16 protein-coding genes are annotated in these 15,958 nt (G+C 63.3%); 8 read left to right on the top strand and 8 right to left on the bottom strand.

Going from position 1 to position 15,958, the window contains the following annotated elements:
* Nucleotides 1-34 precede the first annotated feature (34 nt).
* The gene (locus ACQK2G_RS21235; protein WP_425407037.1) at nucleotides 35-1,003 is read right to left on the bottom strand and encodes a nucleoside recognition domain-containing protein; all 969 of its coding nucleotides are present in this window, start codon (nucleotides 1,001-1,003) and stop codon (nucleotides 35-37) included.
* Between the two features lie 125 nt (nucleotides 1,004-1,128).
* Between ACQK2G_RS21235 and ACQK2G_RS21240 the strand changes: the two genes are divergently transcribed.
* Nucleotides 1,129-1,581 carry an Lrp/AsnC family transcriptional regulator gene (locus tag ACQK2G_RS21240; RefSeq protein ID WP_425407038.1) on the top strand — a complete coding sequence of 151 codons (453 nt, stop codon included), beginning with the start codon at nucleotides 1,129-1,131 and terminating at the stop codon, nucleotides 1,579-1,581.
* A 30-nt stretch (nucleotides 1,582-1,611) separates the two neighbouring features.
* Here the strand turns inward: ACQK2G_RS21240 and ACQK2G_RS21245 are convergent, their stop codons facing one another.
* From ACQK2G_RS21245 to rph, 4 genes are read right to left on the bottom strand one after another with little or no spacing between them, the layout of a single operon-like run.
* Entirely contained in the window at nucleotides 1,612-2,373 is a 762-nt protein-coding gene (locus ACQK2G_RS21245) for a class II aldolase/adducin family protein (RefSeq protein WP_425407039.1), read from the bottom strand.
* A gap of 50 nt (nucleotides 2,374-2,423) precedes the next feature.
* On the bottom strand, nucleotides 2,424-3,608 hold the full coding sequence (gene hemW, locus ACQK2G_RS21250) for a radical SAM family heme chaperone HemW (protein WP_425407040.1): 1,185 nt from the start codon (nucleotides 3,606-3,608) through the stop codon (nucleotides 2,424-2,426).
* Nucleotides 3,601-4,197 (bottom strand): RdgB/HAM1 family non-canonical purine NTP pyrophosphatase, encoded by a 597-nt coding sequence (gene rdgB, locus ACQK2G_RS21255; RefSeq protein ID WP_425407041.1) that lies wholly within the window; start codon nucleotides 4,195-4,197, stop codon nucleotides 3,601-3,603. The genes hemW and rdgB overlap by 8 nt, the downstream gene beginning before the upstream one ends.
* A gap of 36 nt (nucleotides 4,198-4,233) precedes the next feature.
* The gene (rph, locus tag ACQK2G_RS21260) at nucleotides 4,234-4,947 is read right to left on the bottom strand and encodes a ribonuclease PH (protein WP_425407042.1); all 714 of its coding nucleotides are present in this window, start codon (nucleotides 4,945-4,947) and stop codon (nucleotides 4,234-4,236) included.
* 196 nt (nucleotides 4,948-5,143) lie between these two features.
* Here rph and hrcA point away from each other — a divergent pair, with 196 nt between their 5' ends.
* The 4 genes from hrcA to ACQK2G_RS21280 all read left to right on the top strand — a co-directional run bounded on the left by hrcA (nucleotide 5,144) and on the right by ACQK2G_RS21280 (nucleotide 8,520).
* A complete protein-coding gene (gene hrcA, locus ACQK2G_RS21265) occupies nucleotides 5,144-6,181 on the top strand; it encodes a heat-inducible transcriptional repressor HrcA (protein WP_425407043.1) in 1,038 nt (345 codons plus the stop codon).
* A gap of 103 nt (nucleotides 6,182-6,284) precedes the next feature.
* On the top strand, nucleotides 6,285-6,902 hold the full coding sequence (grpE, locus tag ACQK2G_RS21270) for a nucleotide exchange factor GrpE (protein ID WP_425407044.1): 618 nt from the start codon (nucleotides 6,285-6,287) through the stop codon (nucleotides 6,900-6,902).
* Between the two features lie 42 nt (nucleotides 6,903-6,944).
* Nucleotides 6,945-7,910 carry an agmatinase gene (speB, locus tag ACQK2G_RS21275; protein WP_425407045.1) on the top strand — a complete coding sequence of 322 codons (966 nt, stop codon included), beginning with the start codon at nucleotides 6,945-6,947 and terminating at the stop codon, nucleotides 7,908-7,910.
* A 208-nt stretch (nucleotides 7,911-8,118) separates the two neighbouring features.
* On the top strand, nucleotides 8,119-8,520 hold the full coding sequence (locus ACQK2G_RS21280; protein WP_425407046.1) for a flagellar basal body rod protein FlgC: 402 nt from the start codon (nucleotides 8,119-8,121) through the stop codon (nucleotides 8,518-8,520).
* Here ACQK2G_RS21280 and ACQK2G_RS21285 read toward each other — a convergent pair.
* Together ACQK2G_RS21285 and ACQK2G_RS21290 are read right to left on the bottom strand one after the other, a co-directional pair.
* Nucleotides 8,517-9,143, bottom strand: coding sequence for an alpha-ketoglutarate-dependent dioxygenase AlkB family protein (locus ACQK2G_RS21285; protein WP_425407047.1), 627 nt, complete (start codon nucleotides 9,141-9,143; stop codon nucleotides 8,517-8,519). The two genes, ACQK2G_RS21280 and ACQK2G_RS21285, sit on opposite strands and share 4 nt — an antisense overlap.
* A gap of 20 nt (nucleotides 9,144-9,163) precedes the next feature.
* The gene (locus ACQK2G_RS21290) at nucleotides 9,164-10,003 is read right to left on the bottom strand and encodes an alpha/beta hydrolase family esterase (RefSeq protein WP_425407048.1); all 840 of its coding nucleotides are present in this window, start codon (nucleotides 10,001-10,003) and stop codon (nucleotides 9,164-9,166) included.
* Between the two features lie 359 nt (nucleotides 10,004-10,362).
* On the opposite strand from ACQK2G_RS21290, the gene dnaK reads away from it, so the two are divergent.
* Both dnaK and dnaJ read left to right on the top strand, forming a co-directional pair.
* Nucleotides 10,363-12,276, top strand: coding sequence for a molecular chaperone DnaK (dnaK, locus tag ACQK2G_RS21295; protein WP_425407049.1), 1,914 nt, complete (start codon nucleotides 10,363-10,365; stop codon nucleotides 12,274-12,276).
* 81 nt (nucleotides 12,277-12,357) lie between these two features.
* Entirely contained in the window at nucleotides 12,358-13,506 is a 1,149-nt protein-coding gene (gene dnaJ / locus ACQK2G_RS21300) for a molecular chaperone DnaJ (RefSeq protein WP_425407050.1), read from the top strand.
* A gap of 6 nt (nucleotides 13,507-13,512) precedes the next feature.
* On the opposite strand, the gene ACQK2G_RS21305 is transcribed toward dnaJ, so the two are convergent.
* Nucleotides 13,513-14,751 carry a hypothetical protein gene (locus ACQK2G_RS21305; RefSeq protein ID WP_425407051.1) on the bottom strand — a complete coding sequence of 413 codons (1,239 nt, stop codon included), beginning with the start codon at nucleotides 14,749-14,751 and terminating at the stop codon, nucleotides 13,513-13,515.
* Between ACQK2G_RS21305 and ACQK2G_RS21310 the strand changes: the two genes are divergently transcribed.
* A complete protein-coding gene (locus ACQK2G_RS21310) occupies nucleotides 14,750-15,883 on the top strand; it encodes a phytanoyl-CoA dioxygenase family protein (protein WP_425407052.1) in 1,134 nt (377 codons plus the stop codon). The two genes, ACQK2G_RS21305 and ACQK2G_RS21310, sit on opposite strands and share 2 nt — an antisense overlap.
* Nucleotides 15,884-15,958 lie beyond the last annotated feature (75 nt).

Here is a 15,958-nt window from a genome sequence, read left to right on the forward strand (position 1 = left end):
GGGCAAACCGACAGGTGCGTCGGCGCGGCATTCATCAGGTCGTCTGCCTCGCCCCGCGGAACATCCAGGCGAAGAAGGTCTCGTCCCGAACCGAGCGGATCATCAAGGCGATCACGGCCGACGCCACGACGGTGAACAGCAAACGGCCGACGAAAACCCCGGTGAAATCCGCGCCGATCGTCATCACGACCACCGTGTCCTCGATGATGCTGTGGGAAAACCCCATGAAAATGCAGGCGACGAAAATGTCGCGCGGGGGCACCGTGCCGGACCGGGCCTCGCGGATCAGCAGTCCGCCGCCATAGGAGATGCCCAGGAACAGACCCACTGAGGCGAATTGCTCCGCTTCCCGCCGGATACCGGCCAGACGCAGGACGGGGGAGAGGGTCTTCATCATCAAGGCCATCACGCCGCTGCGTTCCAGTATGTCCAGGGCGAAGACAAGACCGATCAGCACGCAGAACATGGATGCCAGCGCTTCCACGAGCCCGAAGAAGAAATCCGGCCAACCGGTGACGCTACCCATCGGAATCCAGGCCGGGTCCGCGGCCGCGGAAAGCCACCCGGTCGCCGCAAGCACCTGGTGCAGCAGGAAGGCATAAAGCATCCCGCCGCCGATCCGCAGCGATATGGTCAGGACCATCGCGGGTCCGGCCTTCTGGATGATCTTCTGTTCGATCGGCAGAGCGTGCGCAAACAGCAGCAAGGCCGAGAAGACCGTGATATCCGCCGCCGTCAGGTCGGTGACCGGCACCAAGGTGAAGATCAGGGATATCGCGCCCCATATGCCGACCAACAGGCCGGTCAGCCAGGCAAGCCCCAGTTCCGGCGGCAGGCCGAACAGGTCCATGGCCGGGCTGAGCAGCGGGGAGAGCGCCTCGATCACGCCAAGCCGCGACAGGGCTTCCGTCGCGATCGATACCGGCACGACGATACGGGCGAGTTCCCAGTAGACGGTGACCATTTCCCTGGTTTTCCGGATGACATAGCCGGTGAGGCGCATGGCGGTGGGGTCCTTGTTGAAAAGAGCCCCTTGGTTATCCCGAAAGGTTTCGCATTTGCGGTCAAAGATTGCGCCTTTGTGCAATTTTATTGCATATCGGCGAAACAACCTCTCCGGTGGCTTCCATGGATCGTATCGACAGAAAAATCCTCAACCTGCTGCAGCAGGATGCGTCCCGCACCAATGTCGCCTTGGCGGATGAGGTCGGGCTGTCGCCCTCCAGTTGCCTGCGCCGGGTTCGCAGGTTGCATCGTACGGGTATCATCGACCGCATTGTCGCAATCCTGAAGCCGGGCAAGACCGACCGCCGGCTCAAGGCGCTGGTGACCGTCGAACTGGAACTGCACGGCGAACATCACATGCGCCGGTTTCTGGATCGCGCGGTGCGGGAGGAGGCCGTCGTGCACGCCTATGCGGTCACGGGGGAGGTCGATGTCTTCCTGATCCTGCGCCTGCGCGACATGGAGGAATTCGACACGCTGTGCGACAAATTGTTCCGCGACCAGAACAATGTCGCCCGGTTCAATACCATGATGGTGATCCGCACCGCCAAGGAGGATACGGCGATCCAAGTATAGGCCGCCGTATCGGCGCCTTTGCGCGCCTGCCTAGCTGCGGAAGGACGGGTCCTTGCGGTCCAGCATCCGCAACAGGGCCGGCCATTCCTCGGCGCCGTGCGGGCCGTTCTTGGGATGTCCCGCCTCCATCAGCGGCTTCAGTGCCTTGTCGGTGATGCGGATCGGTGTCTGCGTGGCGCCCAGCACGTCGACCTGCACCTTGCAGGACATTTCCAGGTAGTAGTGATAGAAAAAGGCTTCCGCCGCGGTCCGCCCGACAGTCAGGAAACCGTGGTTTTCCAACAGCATGGCATAACAGTCGCCCATATCGCGGGCGAGCAGCTCGCATTCGTCCTCCGCATGGGTGACGTCCTGGTAGGGGTGGGTTGCCAACGTGCCCAGGACGAAACCGGAATGCTGCGACAGGGGCTGCAAGCCGCCCGGCATGGCGGCGACGGCCATTCCCGCGCGGGTATGGGTATGCATGACGAAGTTGATATCCGGCCGGGCCTGCAGCATGGCGGAATGGATCAGATGGCCGGCCGTGTTCAATTTCCGGCTTTTGTCGTCATGTTCCCCGTCCCAGGTGACGCGCATCAGGGTCGAGGCGCTGATCTCGTCGAACATCAGGTCGAAGCAGTTCAGCAGATACTGGTTATCGTTGCCCGGGATCCGCGCCGAGATATGGGTCGCGGTGATATCGGTCCAGCCATAATGCACGCAGAGCCGGTACAGCGCGGCGAGATCGGTCCGGACCTGCCATTCCGCATCCGAAATATCGCTCTTCCTGACCCGCAGATGTTCAACAGTCATCGCAACCCCCACTTTTCCCAAATTGTCCGAAGGTGAGGTCGAGTATCCCGCTAGGACAGCAGGAAGTCTATGACGCTGTTGAGGCGCAGCCGTCCTTCGGTCGTGCAGGCGATCACGCCGCCGTCGAAGGTCACATAGCCTTCCTCGACCAGGCGCGCGATCCGGGCCGGGTCGGGCAGGGCCTCTTGCCCGCCTTCTTCCTCAAGCCGGGCGAGCGGCACGCCTTCCGTCAGGCGCAGGCCCATCATCAAGCATTCGGCGGCGCGGTCCATCGCGTCGAGGGGACTGTCCTCCTCCGTCCCATGACCGTTTTCCTGCACTTGGCTGAGCCATTTTTCAGGCAGCCGGAAGCGGCGCTGGGCGCGCTTGGTGCCGCCGATGGTTACCCGACCATGCGCGCCGGGACCGATGCCGACATAGTCGCGATAACGCCAATAGATCAGGTTGTGGCGTGATTCCTGGCCCGGAACCGCATGGTTGCTGACCTCATAGCCCGGCATGCCATGGGCTTCCAGAACCTCCTGTGTCACGTCGAAGAAAGCGGCGGCCTTTTCCTCGTCCGGCGTCTTGAACCGGCCCAACCGGTGTTCGGTATGAAAGGCGGTACCGGGTTCGATGGTCAGCTGATAAACGGACAAATGACCGTTCGCGTGATCCAGCGCCTCGGTCAGTTCGGCGCGCCAATCTTCCAGGTCCTGCTCCGGCCTTGCATAGATCAGGTCGAAGGAGTGGCGCGGGAATGTGCGTGCCGCCATCTCGACCGCCGCCAGCGCCTGACCGGCATCATGCTGCCGCCCCAGGAAGGTCAGCGCGCCGGGCCGCAGGGACTGCACACCGAGCGAGACGCGGTTTACCCCGGCCTCCGCGAAAGCCGCGAAGTTGCCCGTCTCGGCCGAGGTCGGGTTGGCTTCCAGCGTGATTTCGATATCGGGCTCGGCCGGCCAATGGCGGCGTGCGCGCTCGATCACCGCGCCGACCGTCCCCGGATCCATCAGCGACGGCGTGCCGCCGCCGAAAAAGATGCTGGCCAGGCGACGGGGACCGGTTTCCCCCTGCATCCGGGCCGCGGCATGATCCAGTTCCGACAACAGGGCGGCGCACCAGGCGGCATGATCCACGCGGTCGCGGACATGGCTGTTGAAATCGCAATAAGGGCATTTGGACAGACAGAAGGGCCAATGGACATAGAGCCCGATCGGCTCCGCTGTCCCCGGCTGTCCTATCCGGTCAGGCAAAGCAGGCCTCGACCAATTGCCGGAAGGCGACCGCCCGGTGGCTCATGTCGTGTTTCGCCTGCGGGTCCATCTCCGCGAAGGTCATCGCATGGCCGTCGGGCACGAAGATCGGGTCATAGCCGAAGCCCTTGTCGCCGCGCGGCGGCCAGGTCAGCGTGCCGTGCACTTCGCCCTGGAAGGTTTCGACATGGCCGTCCGGCCAGGCCAGCGCCAGGGCGCAGACGAATTTGGCGGTTCGGTCGGAACTGTCGCCGAGGTCGTCCTGGACCATCTGCATGGCCCGGCCGAAATCCTTGTCCGGACCGGCCCAACGCGCGGAATAGATGCCCGGATCGCCGTTCAGCGCCGTCACCGCCAAACCGGAATCGTCGGCCAGGGCAGGCAGGTTCGCGCCGGTGGCCGACGCCTTGGCTTTCAGGATCGCATTGCCAATGAAGGTCGCCTCGGTCTCTTCCGGTTCCGGCAGGTTCAATTCGCCCGCGGAAACGACATCCACCTGGAAGGGCGCGAGCAATTCGCCGATTTCCCGCACCTTGCCGGGATTATGGCTGGCGATGACCAGTTTCTTGTCCTCGAAATGCCGCGCCATTGTCGTTTCCTCCGCGTTACGCCGACCGCTCGCCGGTCAGGCGATGCCAAGCGCTTTTTTCTGATGCCCGACCAACTCGCCGATTCCCTTTTCCGCCAGGTCCAGCAGGGCGTTGAATTCATCCCGGCTGAACGGGGCATCTTCCGCCGTGCCCTGGATCTCCACGATGCCGTTCGACCCGGTCAGGACGAAATTCGCATCCGCCTGTGCGGACGAGTCCTCATCATAGTCCAGATCCAGCACCGGCGTATCGCTCCACAAACCGCAGGAGACGGCGGCGACGTAATCGGTCAGCGGAATGGTCTCGATCGCGCCCATCTTCTGGATGTGCTGAAAAGCCATATGCAGCGCCACGAAACCGCCGGTGATGCTGGCCGTACGCGTGCCGCCATCGGCCTGCAGCACGTCGCAGTCGACCTTCACCTGGCGTTCGCCGAACCCACCCAGATCGGTGACGGCGCGCAAGGAGCGGCCGATCAGGCGCTGAATTTCCTGGGTCCGGCCACTGCCGGCCGCGCGCTTGCGGTCCATGCGGTCGTGGGTGGAGCGCGGCAGCATGCCGTATTCCGCCGTCACCCAGCCCTTGCCCGTGCCTTTCAGGAAGGGGGGAACCCCGTCCTCGACGCTGGCGGTGCACATCACTTTCGTATGGCCGAAATGAATGATGCAGGACCCTTCCGCATAGCGGGAAATGTCGGTTTCGATCTTGATGTCGCGCATATCGTCGGGCGCGCGTCCGCTGGGTCGCATGACTGGTCCTCTCAGGCTTGGGGAATTCGCGCGGACGCTACAGGGGCCGGCCCGTCAGGTCCAGTGCCGATCCCGCCCCTAACACGAGATTCACCCGGGATTCTGTCGGGCGGATTTCCGCAGGGTTGAAGCGCTTGTACAGATTGACGATATCCGGGTGCGTTCCTAGATTTCGCCGGTATATTGAGGTTTGCCCATGCTTGAGGAACTGAACTTAAGATCGCGCGAAATTCTGCGCCTTGTCGTGGAGGGCTATGTCGAGACGGGCGAGCCCGTCGGATCCCGCACGCTCAGCCGGAAGATGGAGCAGAACATCTCGCCCGCGACGATCCGCAATGTGATGGCGGATCTGGAAGATGCCGGGCTGCTCTACGCGCCGCATACCTCGGCCGGGCGCCTGCCGACTGAAATGGGCCTGCGCCTGTTCGTCGACGGGTTGCTGCAGGTCGGCAATCTGTCGGCCGATGAGCGCACCCAGATCGAAGCCCAATGCGAGTCCTCAGGAAAATCGGTGACCCAGGTGCTGGAGGAAGCCTCCGGCATGATGTCGGGACTGAGCCGCATGGCAGGCCTGGTGGCGGCGCCGACAGGGAATGGCCGCCTGCGTCATATCGAATTCGTATCGATCGGTCCCGGACGGGCCCTGGTCGTGATGGTCAGCGAAGGCGGTCTGGTCGAGAACCGGATCGTGGAGATGCCCGCCGGCGTACCGGCCTCCGCCTTGATCGAGGCGGGCAACTATCTGTCCTCTCGCATCGCCGGCCGCACGCTGGATGAAGCGAAGAAGCTGATAGCCGAGGAAATTGCTGCCAACCGGGCGGAAGTGGACGAGCTGACCGGCAAGGTCGTGGAGCAGGGGCTGGCGACCTGGGCGAATTCGGTCGACGGCAAGGGCGTGCTGATCGTCAGCGGTCAGGCAAACCTGCTGGAGGATGTCTCCGGCTTGGCGGATCTTGAGCATATCCGCGCGCTTTTCGCGGCCCTGGAACGGAAGGAAACGCTGCTGAACCTGGTCGACGCGGCCCGGGCGGCCGACGGCGTGCAGGTTTTCATCGGGGCGCAGAACGAGTTGTTCACCCTGTCTGGTTGTTCCGTGATCATCGCCCCATATAAGAACAGTGATCAGAAGATCGTCGGCGCCATCGGGGTTGTCGGACCGACCCGGATGAACTACGCACGCATCGTCCCGATGGTCGACTACACCGCCAAGGTGGTCAGCCGAATGATGGGCTAGGCGAACGCCGGGTGACCACGGTCCGCCGAACCGCGCCGGTACGGCGCGGGACAAGCCCGAACGAGACTAGAGATCAGACGAGAGAGAAGAGCGGAAGTAACGCATGACTGCCGATCCCGAAAAGAACGAAGAGCAACCCGTGGACGAGGCCGCACAGCAGGAAGCCGCTGCCGATGCCGAAGCGCCTGAAGAGGCCGCCGAGGTTGACCCGACAGAGGCGCTCGCCGCGGAAAACGCGGAACTGAAGGACCGATTGATGCGCGCGCTCGCCGAAGTCGAGAATGTGCGCCGCCGGGCCGACAAGGACCGCCAGGACGCCGCCAAATTCGGCCCCAGCGGGCTGGCCAAGGAATTACTGGCGGTGGCCGACAATCTGGGCCGCGCCCTGCAGGCCGTGACCGAGGAAGACCGCGAGGCCAGCGCTTCGGTCAAGAACCTCGTCGTCGGTGTCGAGATGATCGAAAAGCAATTCATGGACGCGTTCGAACGCTTCCATATCAAGCGGATCGACCCGCTGGGCGAGAAGTTTTCCTATGAGCGCCATCAGGCCATGTCCGAAGCGACCGGCACCGGCCAGCCCTCGGGCACAGTGGTTCAGGTACTGCAGCCGGGTTACATGATGCATGACCGCCTGCTGCGTCCGGCCATGGTAGTCGTCGCCAAGGGCGAGCCGGATTCGGCCCCGCCGGAAGGCCATGCCTCCGTCGACACCACAGCTTAAGGGTTTCGCCCGCAGGCCGGGCAGGGAATTGGGGGATTTGCGATGGCCGACAACGCCTATGACAAGGGAAGGCTGAACCTGCCTTTCGTCGGCCATTGCACCTTCGGCAAGCAGCCGGCCTGCCTGGACTGGGACAATATCGACGCCGATATCGCCATTCTCGGCGCGCCGTTCGACATGGGCACCCAGTACCGGGCCGGCGCGCGCTTCGGGCCGCGCGGCATCCGCGAGGCGTCGACTTTGTTCTCCTTCGGTCATGGCGGCGCCTACGATTTCGAGGACGACGTCACCTATCTGCCCACCGACAAGGTCCGGATGGTGGATATCGGCGATGCCGACATCATCCATACCGACACGATCCAGAGCCACGACAATATCGAATTCGGTGTCCGGAAGATCCTGAAGGCGGGTGCGCTTCCGGTGGTGCTGGGCGGGGACCATTCGGTCCATATTCCCTGCATCCGCGCCTTCAACGACCAGGACCCGGTCCATATCATCCATGTCGACGCGCATCTGGATTTCGTGGATGAACGCCACGGCGTGCGCTACGGCCACGGCAATCCGCTGCGCCGGGCCTCCGAAATGGACCATGTCACCGGCTTCACCCAACTGGGCATCCGAAACGTTTCGTCATCGAACCGATCCGACTATGACGCGGCCCGTGCCGCGGGCTCGGACATCCTGTCGGTACGCGACGTCCGCCGCTTGGGGACCGAGGGCGTTCTGGCTCGTATTCCCGATGGCGTGCGCTATTACCTGACCATCGATATCGACGGGTTCGACCCCTCGATCGCGCCCGGCACCGGCACGCCCAGTCATGGCGGTTTCCTTTATTACGAGGTGCTGGAACTGCTGCAGGGCCTGACCAACAAGGGCGAAATCGTCGGCATGGACTTGGTGGAAGTGGCCCCGGACTACGACATTTCCGGCTCTACCTCCTTCCTGGCGGCGCAGCTTCTGATGAACGTGCTGGGTTATGTTTTCCACGCCAAGGGCCTCAGCAGCTGACCCATCGCAGCGGGCGCATACCCGTTTACCAAAGATTCAGCTTTTTCTTATGTTATAAGAGGCGTCGGAGAGTGCGGGCGCCTTTCCTCCCTCGTTGAGGTCCCCGCGGGACGATGTGGTTCGGTATTCGTGACAGGCATCACTGCGCTGGTTGAAGCGTCGCGCTAGGGTGCCTGTGATGAAACAACCCTATTGAGAAACCGGGACGATGCCTGAAAACGCCCTTTACACCGCCGTCAGCGGCTTGAATGCCGCGACCCGCCGCTTGGACGCCAGCGCGAACAATATCGCGAATGCCGGCACCGTCGGCCGTGTCGGCGCGCAGGCGGGCGATGCGGACCAGGCCTTTCAGGCGCAGACCGTGCAGCAGACCAGCACGACGGGCGGCGGCACCCGCGCGGCCATCGTGCCGCGCAACCCGGCGACCCAGACCGTCTTCGCCCCGGATTCCCCGCTGGCCAATGGACAAGGCCTCGTCGAAGCCCCGAATGTGGATCTGGGCGAGGAGCTGGTAAACCAGATCAGCGCCGAAGCCGCCTTCAAGGCCAATGCCGCGGTCATCCGCAGCGTCGACGAACAGCAGGACGACCTGTTGGATATCCTCTCCTAATCCTGTTCGGGACTTTCCGGACGTGTGACGCGGCGCAGTGTCAGATTGATCCGCTGCGGCGACGGCATCAGGGTCGAGGTTTCCGGATAGACCCGGTCTATGCCGTGAAAGAAATGGCGGCTCTTTCCTCCCAGCACCACGACATCGCCCGACGACAGGCGGAAACTCGACGTCTTGTCGCGCCGGTTGGGGCCGCCCAGACGGAACAGCGCCGTCGCGCCGAGGGAGACGGAGACGACGGGCGCATCCGGCGCGTCCTCGTCCTGGTCCCGGTGCAGGCCCATGCGGCTTTTCTCGCCATGGTACCAGTTCACCAGGCAGGCTTCCGGCGGGGCATTATAACCGCCGATATCGCGCCATAGCGCCAGCAGGCGGTCCGGGATCGGCGGCCAGGGCGTGTGTTTGACCGGATGGCGCGCCTCGTAGCGATAGCCCTTGTCCTTGTCGGTCATCCAGCCGAGCGAACCCGCATTGGTCATCTTCACCGACATGGGCTGGCCCGATTTCGGCATGTTCGGCTGATAGAAGGGCGCTGCGCGCAGGATGTCGCGCACATCCTGCAGCAGATTTTCCTGCTCAGGTCGCCCGAAATAACCGGGCAGAAGTTTGAAACCGTCAGCCATCCCCGAAATTGGGCACAGGTCTAACCGGGCGGCAAGCCGTTCGCCCAGGCGATGGAACTGGAAATCCAGTCAAGGGGGATGATGTGCCCGCCGTCATGCAGGCAAAGCTGCATTTCGGTGCCCGCGCCGCAGGCGGACCATACCCGGCATTGCCGGTTGCCATCCGTATAAATGTGGTTCGGTTCCGCCGCGCAGCGGTTTTCCGCCTTCCACAGATCGAACCCCTGGAACAGGTTGCCCTGTCGCCATTGCTCGCGGATCACCCTTCCTTCCAGCGGCATCACCTTGTCCTTCATGCCGTGAACATGGCGTATGCGGGCCGGCGCGGTGGCGCAATCCTCCGGGATCGGCGCCCAGAAACTGCCGGAAACCGGAAAATAGGCCTTGAACAAGCCGGCTTTCCGGCAGGCGATATCCCATGTCAAAGACCCGCCCAAGCTGAACCCCGCGGCCCAGAGGCGGCTTTCATCCACCGGCCAGCGGGCGCGAATATCGTCCAGGATCTCCTCCACGAAGGCCAGTTCGTCGCGTTCGTCTCGCGGCGCGTTGCGCACCGACCAGGCCTTGTTCAATCCGTCCGGCGCGACCAACAGCACGCCATTCTTCCGGGTCTGGCCGCCGACCCTGGGACTGTTCACGACATAGGTCCCGCTGCGCTGAAATCCGTGAAACCAGACGATGACCGGCAACGGGCTCTTGCGGTCCCAGCCGTCCGGCTCCAGCACCTGATAGGTGCCGCCCGCGACCGCGCAGGGGTTCGGACAGGCGCGGGCCTTCCCGGCGGACCCGGCGATAGCGGCAAAGGCAAAAAAGACAGAAAGCAGGGAAAGCAATGTCAGACGGATGGTGCAAATGCCCATGATTAGGACCCTGGGGTTGGGGAAATGAACGCCGGCAAGACTATAGGGCCGAACGGGCGGGCCAAAAATTCCCAAATGCGTGACCGCGTGGCGATTGTCGGAAGGCGGGTGGGGTATCCCATGCCGCAGGGCCCTGCGCATCTTGCCCGTCGTGCCGCAATTTGGCTGGACAATTGTCCAGGACGAACCGAAAAGCCCGCAAAAACATAAGGAATACGGTCAGGGAGCGTTGCACATTCGGGGAGCGGTCCCTATATCAAAATCCGAAAATCCCTTAACCCCACACCCTTGAGGGGGCCTCGAGCAAGTGCTGCATCGTCGGGCTGGCGAGGCCTGCTTATGACAGGAGAGTGAGTAACATGGCTAAAGTTATCGGTATTGACCTTGGAACGACCAATTCCTGCGTTGCCGTCATGGAAGGTTCCAACGCCCGCGTCATCGAGAACGCAGAAGGCATGCGGACGACCCCGTCCATGGTCGCCTTCGCGGAAGACGGCGAGCGTCTGGTCGGTCATCCGGCCAAGCGCCAGGCGGTTACCAACCCGGAAAACACCCTGTTCGCGATCAAGCGGCTGATCGGCCGCCGGTTCACCGACGCGGAAGTCCAAAAGGACAAGAAGAACGCGCCGTTCGCGATCATCGAAGGCGACAATGGCGATGCCTGGGTCGAAGCGCGCGGCGAAAAATACGCCCCCGCCCAGATTTCCGCCAATATCCTGCAGAAGATGAAGGAAACCGCGGAGTCCTATCTGGGTGAATCCGTTACCCAGGCGGTCATCACGGTGCCGGCCTATTTCAACGACAGTCAGCGTCAGGCGACCAAGGACGCCGGCAAGATCGCGGGCCTCGAAGTGCTGCGCATCATCAACGAGCCGACGGCGGCCGCGCTCGCCTACGGGCTTGAGAAGAAGGGCGCCGGCACGATCGCAGTCTATGACCTCGGCGGCGGTACCTTCGACGTTTCCGTCCTGGAAATCGGCGACGGTGTCTTTGAAGTGAAGTCCACCAACGGCGATACGTTCCTGGGCGGTGAAGACTTCGACCAGCGCATCATCGACTATCTTGCGGACGAGTTCAAAAAGGAGCAGGGCATCGACCTGCGCCAGGACCGTCTGGCCCTGCAGCGCCTGAAGGAAGCCGCTGAAAAAGCCAAGATCGAGCTGTCGTCCACGACCCAGACCGACGTGAACCTGCCGTTCATCACGGCCGATCAGTCCGGTCCGAAGCACCTGAACATCAAGCTCAGCCGGTCGAAGCTGGAAGCCCTTGTCGGCGACCTGATCAAGTCGACCCTGGGCCCGTGTCAGGCGGCGATGAAGGATGCCGGCCTGAAGCCGAGCGAGATCGATGAGGTCATCCTGGTCGGCGGTATGACCCGCATGCCCAAGGTCATCGAAACGGTGAAGGAATTCTTCGGTCGTGACCCGCATCGCGGCGTGAACCCGGACGAAGTCGTCGCCATCGGCGCCGCGATCCAGGCCGGCGTGCTGCAGGGCGACGTCAAGGACGTGCTGCTGCTGGACGTCACCCCGCTGTCGCTGGGTATCGAAACGCTTGGTGGCGTGTTCACCCGCCTGATCGACCGCAACACGACGATCCCGACCAAGAAGTCCCAGACCTTCTCCACGGCCGAGGACAATCAGTCCGCCGTGACCATCCGGGTCTTCCAGGGTGAGCGTGAAATGGCGGCCGACAACAAGCTGCTGGGTCAGTTCGACCTGGTCGGCATTCCGCCGGCGCCGCGTGGCGTGCCGCAGATCGAGGTCACCTTCGACATCGACGCCAACGGCATCGTCAATGTCAGCGCCAAGGACAAGGCGACGGGCAAGGAACAGCAGATCCGCATCCAGGCCTCCGGCGGTCTTTCCGACGACGAAATCGAAAAGATGGTCAGCGAAGCCGAAGCCAATGCGGAAGGCGACAAGAAGCGCCGCGAGATGGTCGAGGCGAAGAACACCGCCGACGGCCTGATCCATCAGACCGAAAGCACGCTGAAGGAACATGGCGACAAGATCGGCGCGGAAGACAAGTCGGCCATCGAAGCCGCCGTCGCGGAGCTGAAAACGGCCCTGGAAGGCGACGACCTGGAAGACATCCAGGCCAAGACCCAGGCGCTGAGCGAAGCCTCCCTGAAACTGGGCGAAGCCATGTACAAGGCTTCCCAGGAAGAAGGGGCCGCCCCTGAAGCCGCCGCGTCCGAGGACGCCGCCGACGACAATGTCGTCGATGCGGAGTTCGAGGAAGTGGACGACGACAAGAAGAACCAGGCCTGAGGGCCCGATAAAGGCCCCGACTGACCCGGTCGGGGCCTTTCTCTATCTACTGATCCATCAAGCCTGTCCGGAAAGAAGACCATGGCGAAACGGGACTATTATGAAGTTCTGGGCGTCGAGAAAGGCGCCGATGCGGGCGCCTTGAAGAGCGCCTATCGCAAGATGGCGATGAAGTACCATCCGGACCGTAACCAGGACGATCCGGAAGCGGAAGCCAAGTTCAAGGAAGTCAACGAGGCCTATGAAGTCCTGAAGGACGAACAGAAGCGGGCCGCCTATGACCGTTTCGGCCATCAGGCTTTCGAGCAGGGCGGCGGTTTCGGCGGCGGTGCGGCCGGCGGCGGTGCCGGTTTCAGCGGTTTCACCGACATTTTCGAGGAAATGTTCGGCGATTTCATGGGCGGCGGGGGCGGCCGTCGCGGCGGCCAGCAGGCGAACCGCGGCGCTGATCTCCGCTACAATCTCGAGATCTCCCTGGAAGACGCCTATCACGGCCGTCAGGTCGAGGTTCATGTCCCGACATCGGTTGGCTGCGATACCTGTCACGGCACCGGCGCTGCGGAAGGGGCCTCGCCCACGACCTGCGGCATGTGCCACGGCCATGGCAAGGTGCGTGCCCAACAGGGTTTCTTCACCATCGAACGCACCTGCCCGACCTGTCACGGTCAGGGTTCCGTGATCGACAATCCATGCAAGAGCTGTAACGGCTCGGGCCGTCAGTCGAAGGAAAAGATGCTGTCGGTCAGCGTGCCGAAGGGCGTCGAGGACGGCACCCGCATCCGGCTTGCCGGCGAAGGCGAGGCCGGCCTGCGCGGCGCACCGGCGGGCGACCTCTACATCTTCATCTCGATCGCGCCGCACCGGATTTTCCAGCGCGAGGGCGCGAATATCTTCTGCCGCGTGCCGATATCCATGGCCGACGCCGCCCTGGGTTCGGAAATCGAGGTGCCTTCCATCGACGGCGGCCGCACCAAGGTGAAGGTCCCGGCGGGAACCCAGACCGGCCAGCAGTTCCGTCTGCGCGGCAAGGGCATGTCCATTCTGCGCAGCCAGGGCCGCGGCGACATGTATATCGAGATGGCGGTCGAAACCCCGGTGAACCTGTCCAGGAAACAGAAGGAATTGCTCGAGGAATTCCGCAAGGCCGGCGGCGAAGGCAAGCCGACCAACCCGGAAACCGAAGGGTTCTTCAGCAAGGTCAAGGAATTCTGGGACGATTTGACGGAATAGGGCGTTCTAGCGTCGCTTGACGCCATCATCGCCCACCAGATCGAAATAGTCGGTGAACGCGCCGGCCCCGGTTGAACCGGCTTGGGAGAAGTCGACCAGACGGAATCCCGGCCGGTTTTTCTTTGCCTCATGCGCCGCGCGCCACAGGGCGGCCTGATCGACGAACCACAGGTTTTCCGTCTCCTCCGCGAAGCGGGCACGGATATACCCGCCCGTCAGCGCCGCCATCCACCAGGCGTCCTCGGACGCGGCAAAACCGGTCGCCCCGGCGCGCACGATGCCGCCGGGGCCGCCGTCGGGCCGGAACCAACAGCCGAAATCGCCGTCCTGCATTGCGCGAAACAAAGGATCGAGCGGCGCACGAACGATCAGGTCGATATCGAGCACCAGGGTGGGGCCCCGGTTGTCCGCCAGCAGTTTCTCCATCCGAAGGAAACGCCAGCTGGCATAGACGGCGGACCGCGTGATGCCGGGAAATTCGGATGTCTGATACTCCATCCCGATGAACAGCGAGGGCCCCGCATCGGCCAGGGCCGCCGTATCCGCCGGGTCCGCATCGACCGCCAGGACCAGCAAGGTCGTCCCCGGATTGGTCTCATCCAGGCTTTTGACGAAGTCCGCCCCGAAACGGCGGAGATAGACGCCATCGGCGGCGATCACGATACAAGGTTGAATTTCCGCCGGTTTTTCAAAGACAGGCGGCGGCGCGACCGCTGCCGCCAGCGTGTATAATCGGTCCGCCTCCAGCAAGTGACGGGTCTGGACGAAGACGTTGGTCAGGGTCTGGTCCTGCGCGGCCAGGAACCATTCCGGGTCCGCATCGAAACTGCGTTTTGCCGCCAGGAAATGATCGATCGCGGCGTCATCCTCTCCCCGCATCATGGCCAGATGCCCGCGGGCGTAGTGCAACGCTGCCTGTTCCCGTGCCGCGGCGGAAAACCCGGCCAGGGCGGCAGTAAGACGCTCCAGCCCCTGGTCGCTGCCATTCGCGGCGCAGATCCAGGCGGCGCGCCACAGAACCAGCCCCGCGTCCCGCCGCCGTGTCCAACGATCGGTTAGCAGCGCCGCGACCGCATCGCCCGCGCCCATGACCGCGGCGCAAAGCAGCAGCCCGGCGGCGGCGGAAGGGCTGTCGGTCGCACCCAGTTGCGTCTGGAAACGATCGGCGGCTGGTTTCAATTCCCCCTGGAACAGCAGCATCCAAGCCTCGCGCAGGTCAGGCGACTCCTCTACACTCGCGCTCATGCGGCCTGATGCTCCCTCCTCGCTTTCGCCCGATAAGACGGATCCGGTTCAACCGGACTTCCAAACCTATTGGCCGACCGATCGCGGTTACGACTGGCAGGTGGGGCTGCTGCGGTTCCTGCTATCTTCCGACGCTTATCGCGATATCGCAACGTTTCTGGGGGGTGAGGAGGCTCTTAAGCTTTCAAAGCCCGACATGCACGGGCTTCACCATCGCGCCATCGGCTTTCTGCATCGCTCGCTGGACGCCCGGTTGCGTCGGCGTTTCGTCCAGGCCATCGCCGAGTATGCCGAAACATGCATCGGCCCCGGATCCGCCCGGCCGGTCCCGCCCGAAGCAGAAGCGATTGGCCGGGACATCGATAGGAACGGCTATGCGGTCCTGCCCGCCATTCCTGCGGATTGGGCCGACGAGATCCGCGGTTATGCCGCTGACACCACCATGCATAACTGGGCCGGAGACGTGGAAGGGCCGTTGGAGTCGCTGCGGGCGGACCACAATCTCGCGATCTGCCGCAGCGCGGCGCTGCTCACCCTGCCGCATATCCAGGCGATCGCGACCGATCCCGTCATCGGTGCCGCGGTGGAACGCCATCTCGGCGCGCCGCCGATCCTGCTCGGCACCGCATTGTGGTGTTCCTTCGCCGGCAAGCAGGCCCGCGATGCGCAGTTTTTCCATTACGATCTGGACGATTACCGCTTCTGCAAACTGTTCATCTATCTAACCGACGTGGACGAGGAAGGCGGACCGCATGTCTATCTGCCCCGGACCCACGACCCGGATTATATTGCCGCCTGCCGCCCCGAACCGGGGCCGGAGCGGGACACCTTCGACCACTGGTACTTTCAGGATCTACGCAAGCAGGATGCCGCCGCCATCCGTCATCTGAACCAGGAGCCGGTCACCCTGACCGGGGCAAAAGGTACCCGCCTGCTGGTGAATACCGAAGGCATCCACAAGGGCCTGCCACCGCAGAAACAGGACCGCTGGCTGCTGCAATTGCTGTTCGGGGTGTCGCACTTCACCCAATGGGGCGGCAGTTTCGACGCCCCGGTCCTCGACGCTGCCGCCCCGGCGGAAGCCTATTTGCTCGGCGGTTTGTTCCCGACGCGGGCGGTCGGGGCGGGCTGAACGCGCGCGCCTTCAAATTCGCTTTCAAATCCGGCCCTGCCTTGGCAGTTTCACGCTCAATGAGGGAGAGGGCCA

The organism is Hwanghaeella sp., assembly GCF_965227365.1.
Taxonomy (GTDB): Bacteria; Pseudomonadota; Alphaproteobacteria; order UBA8366; family Aestuariispiraceae; genus Hwanghaeella.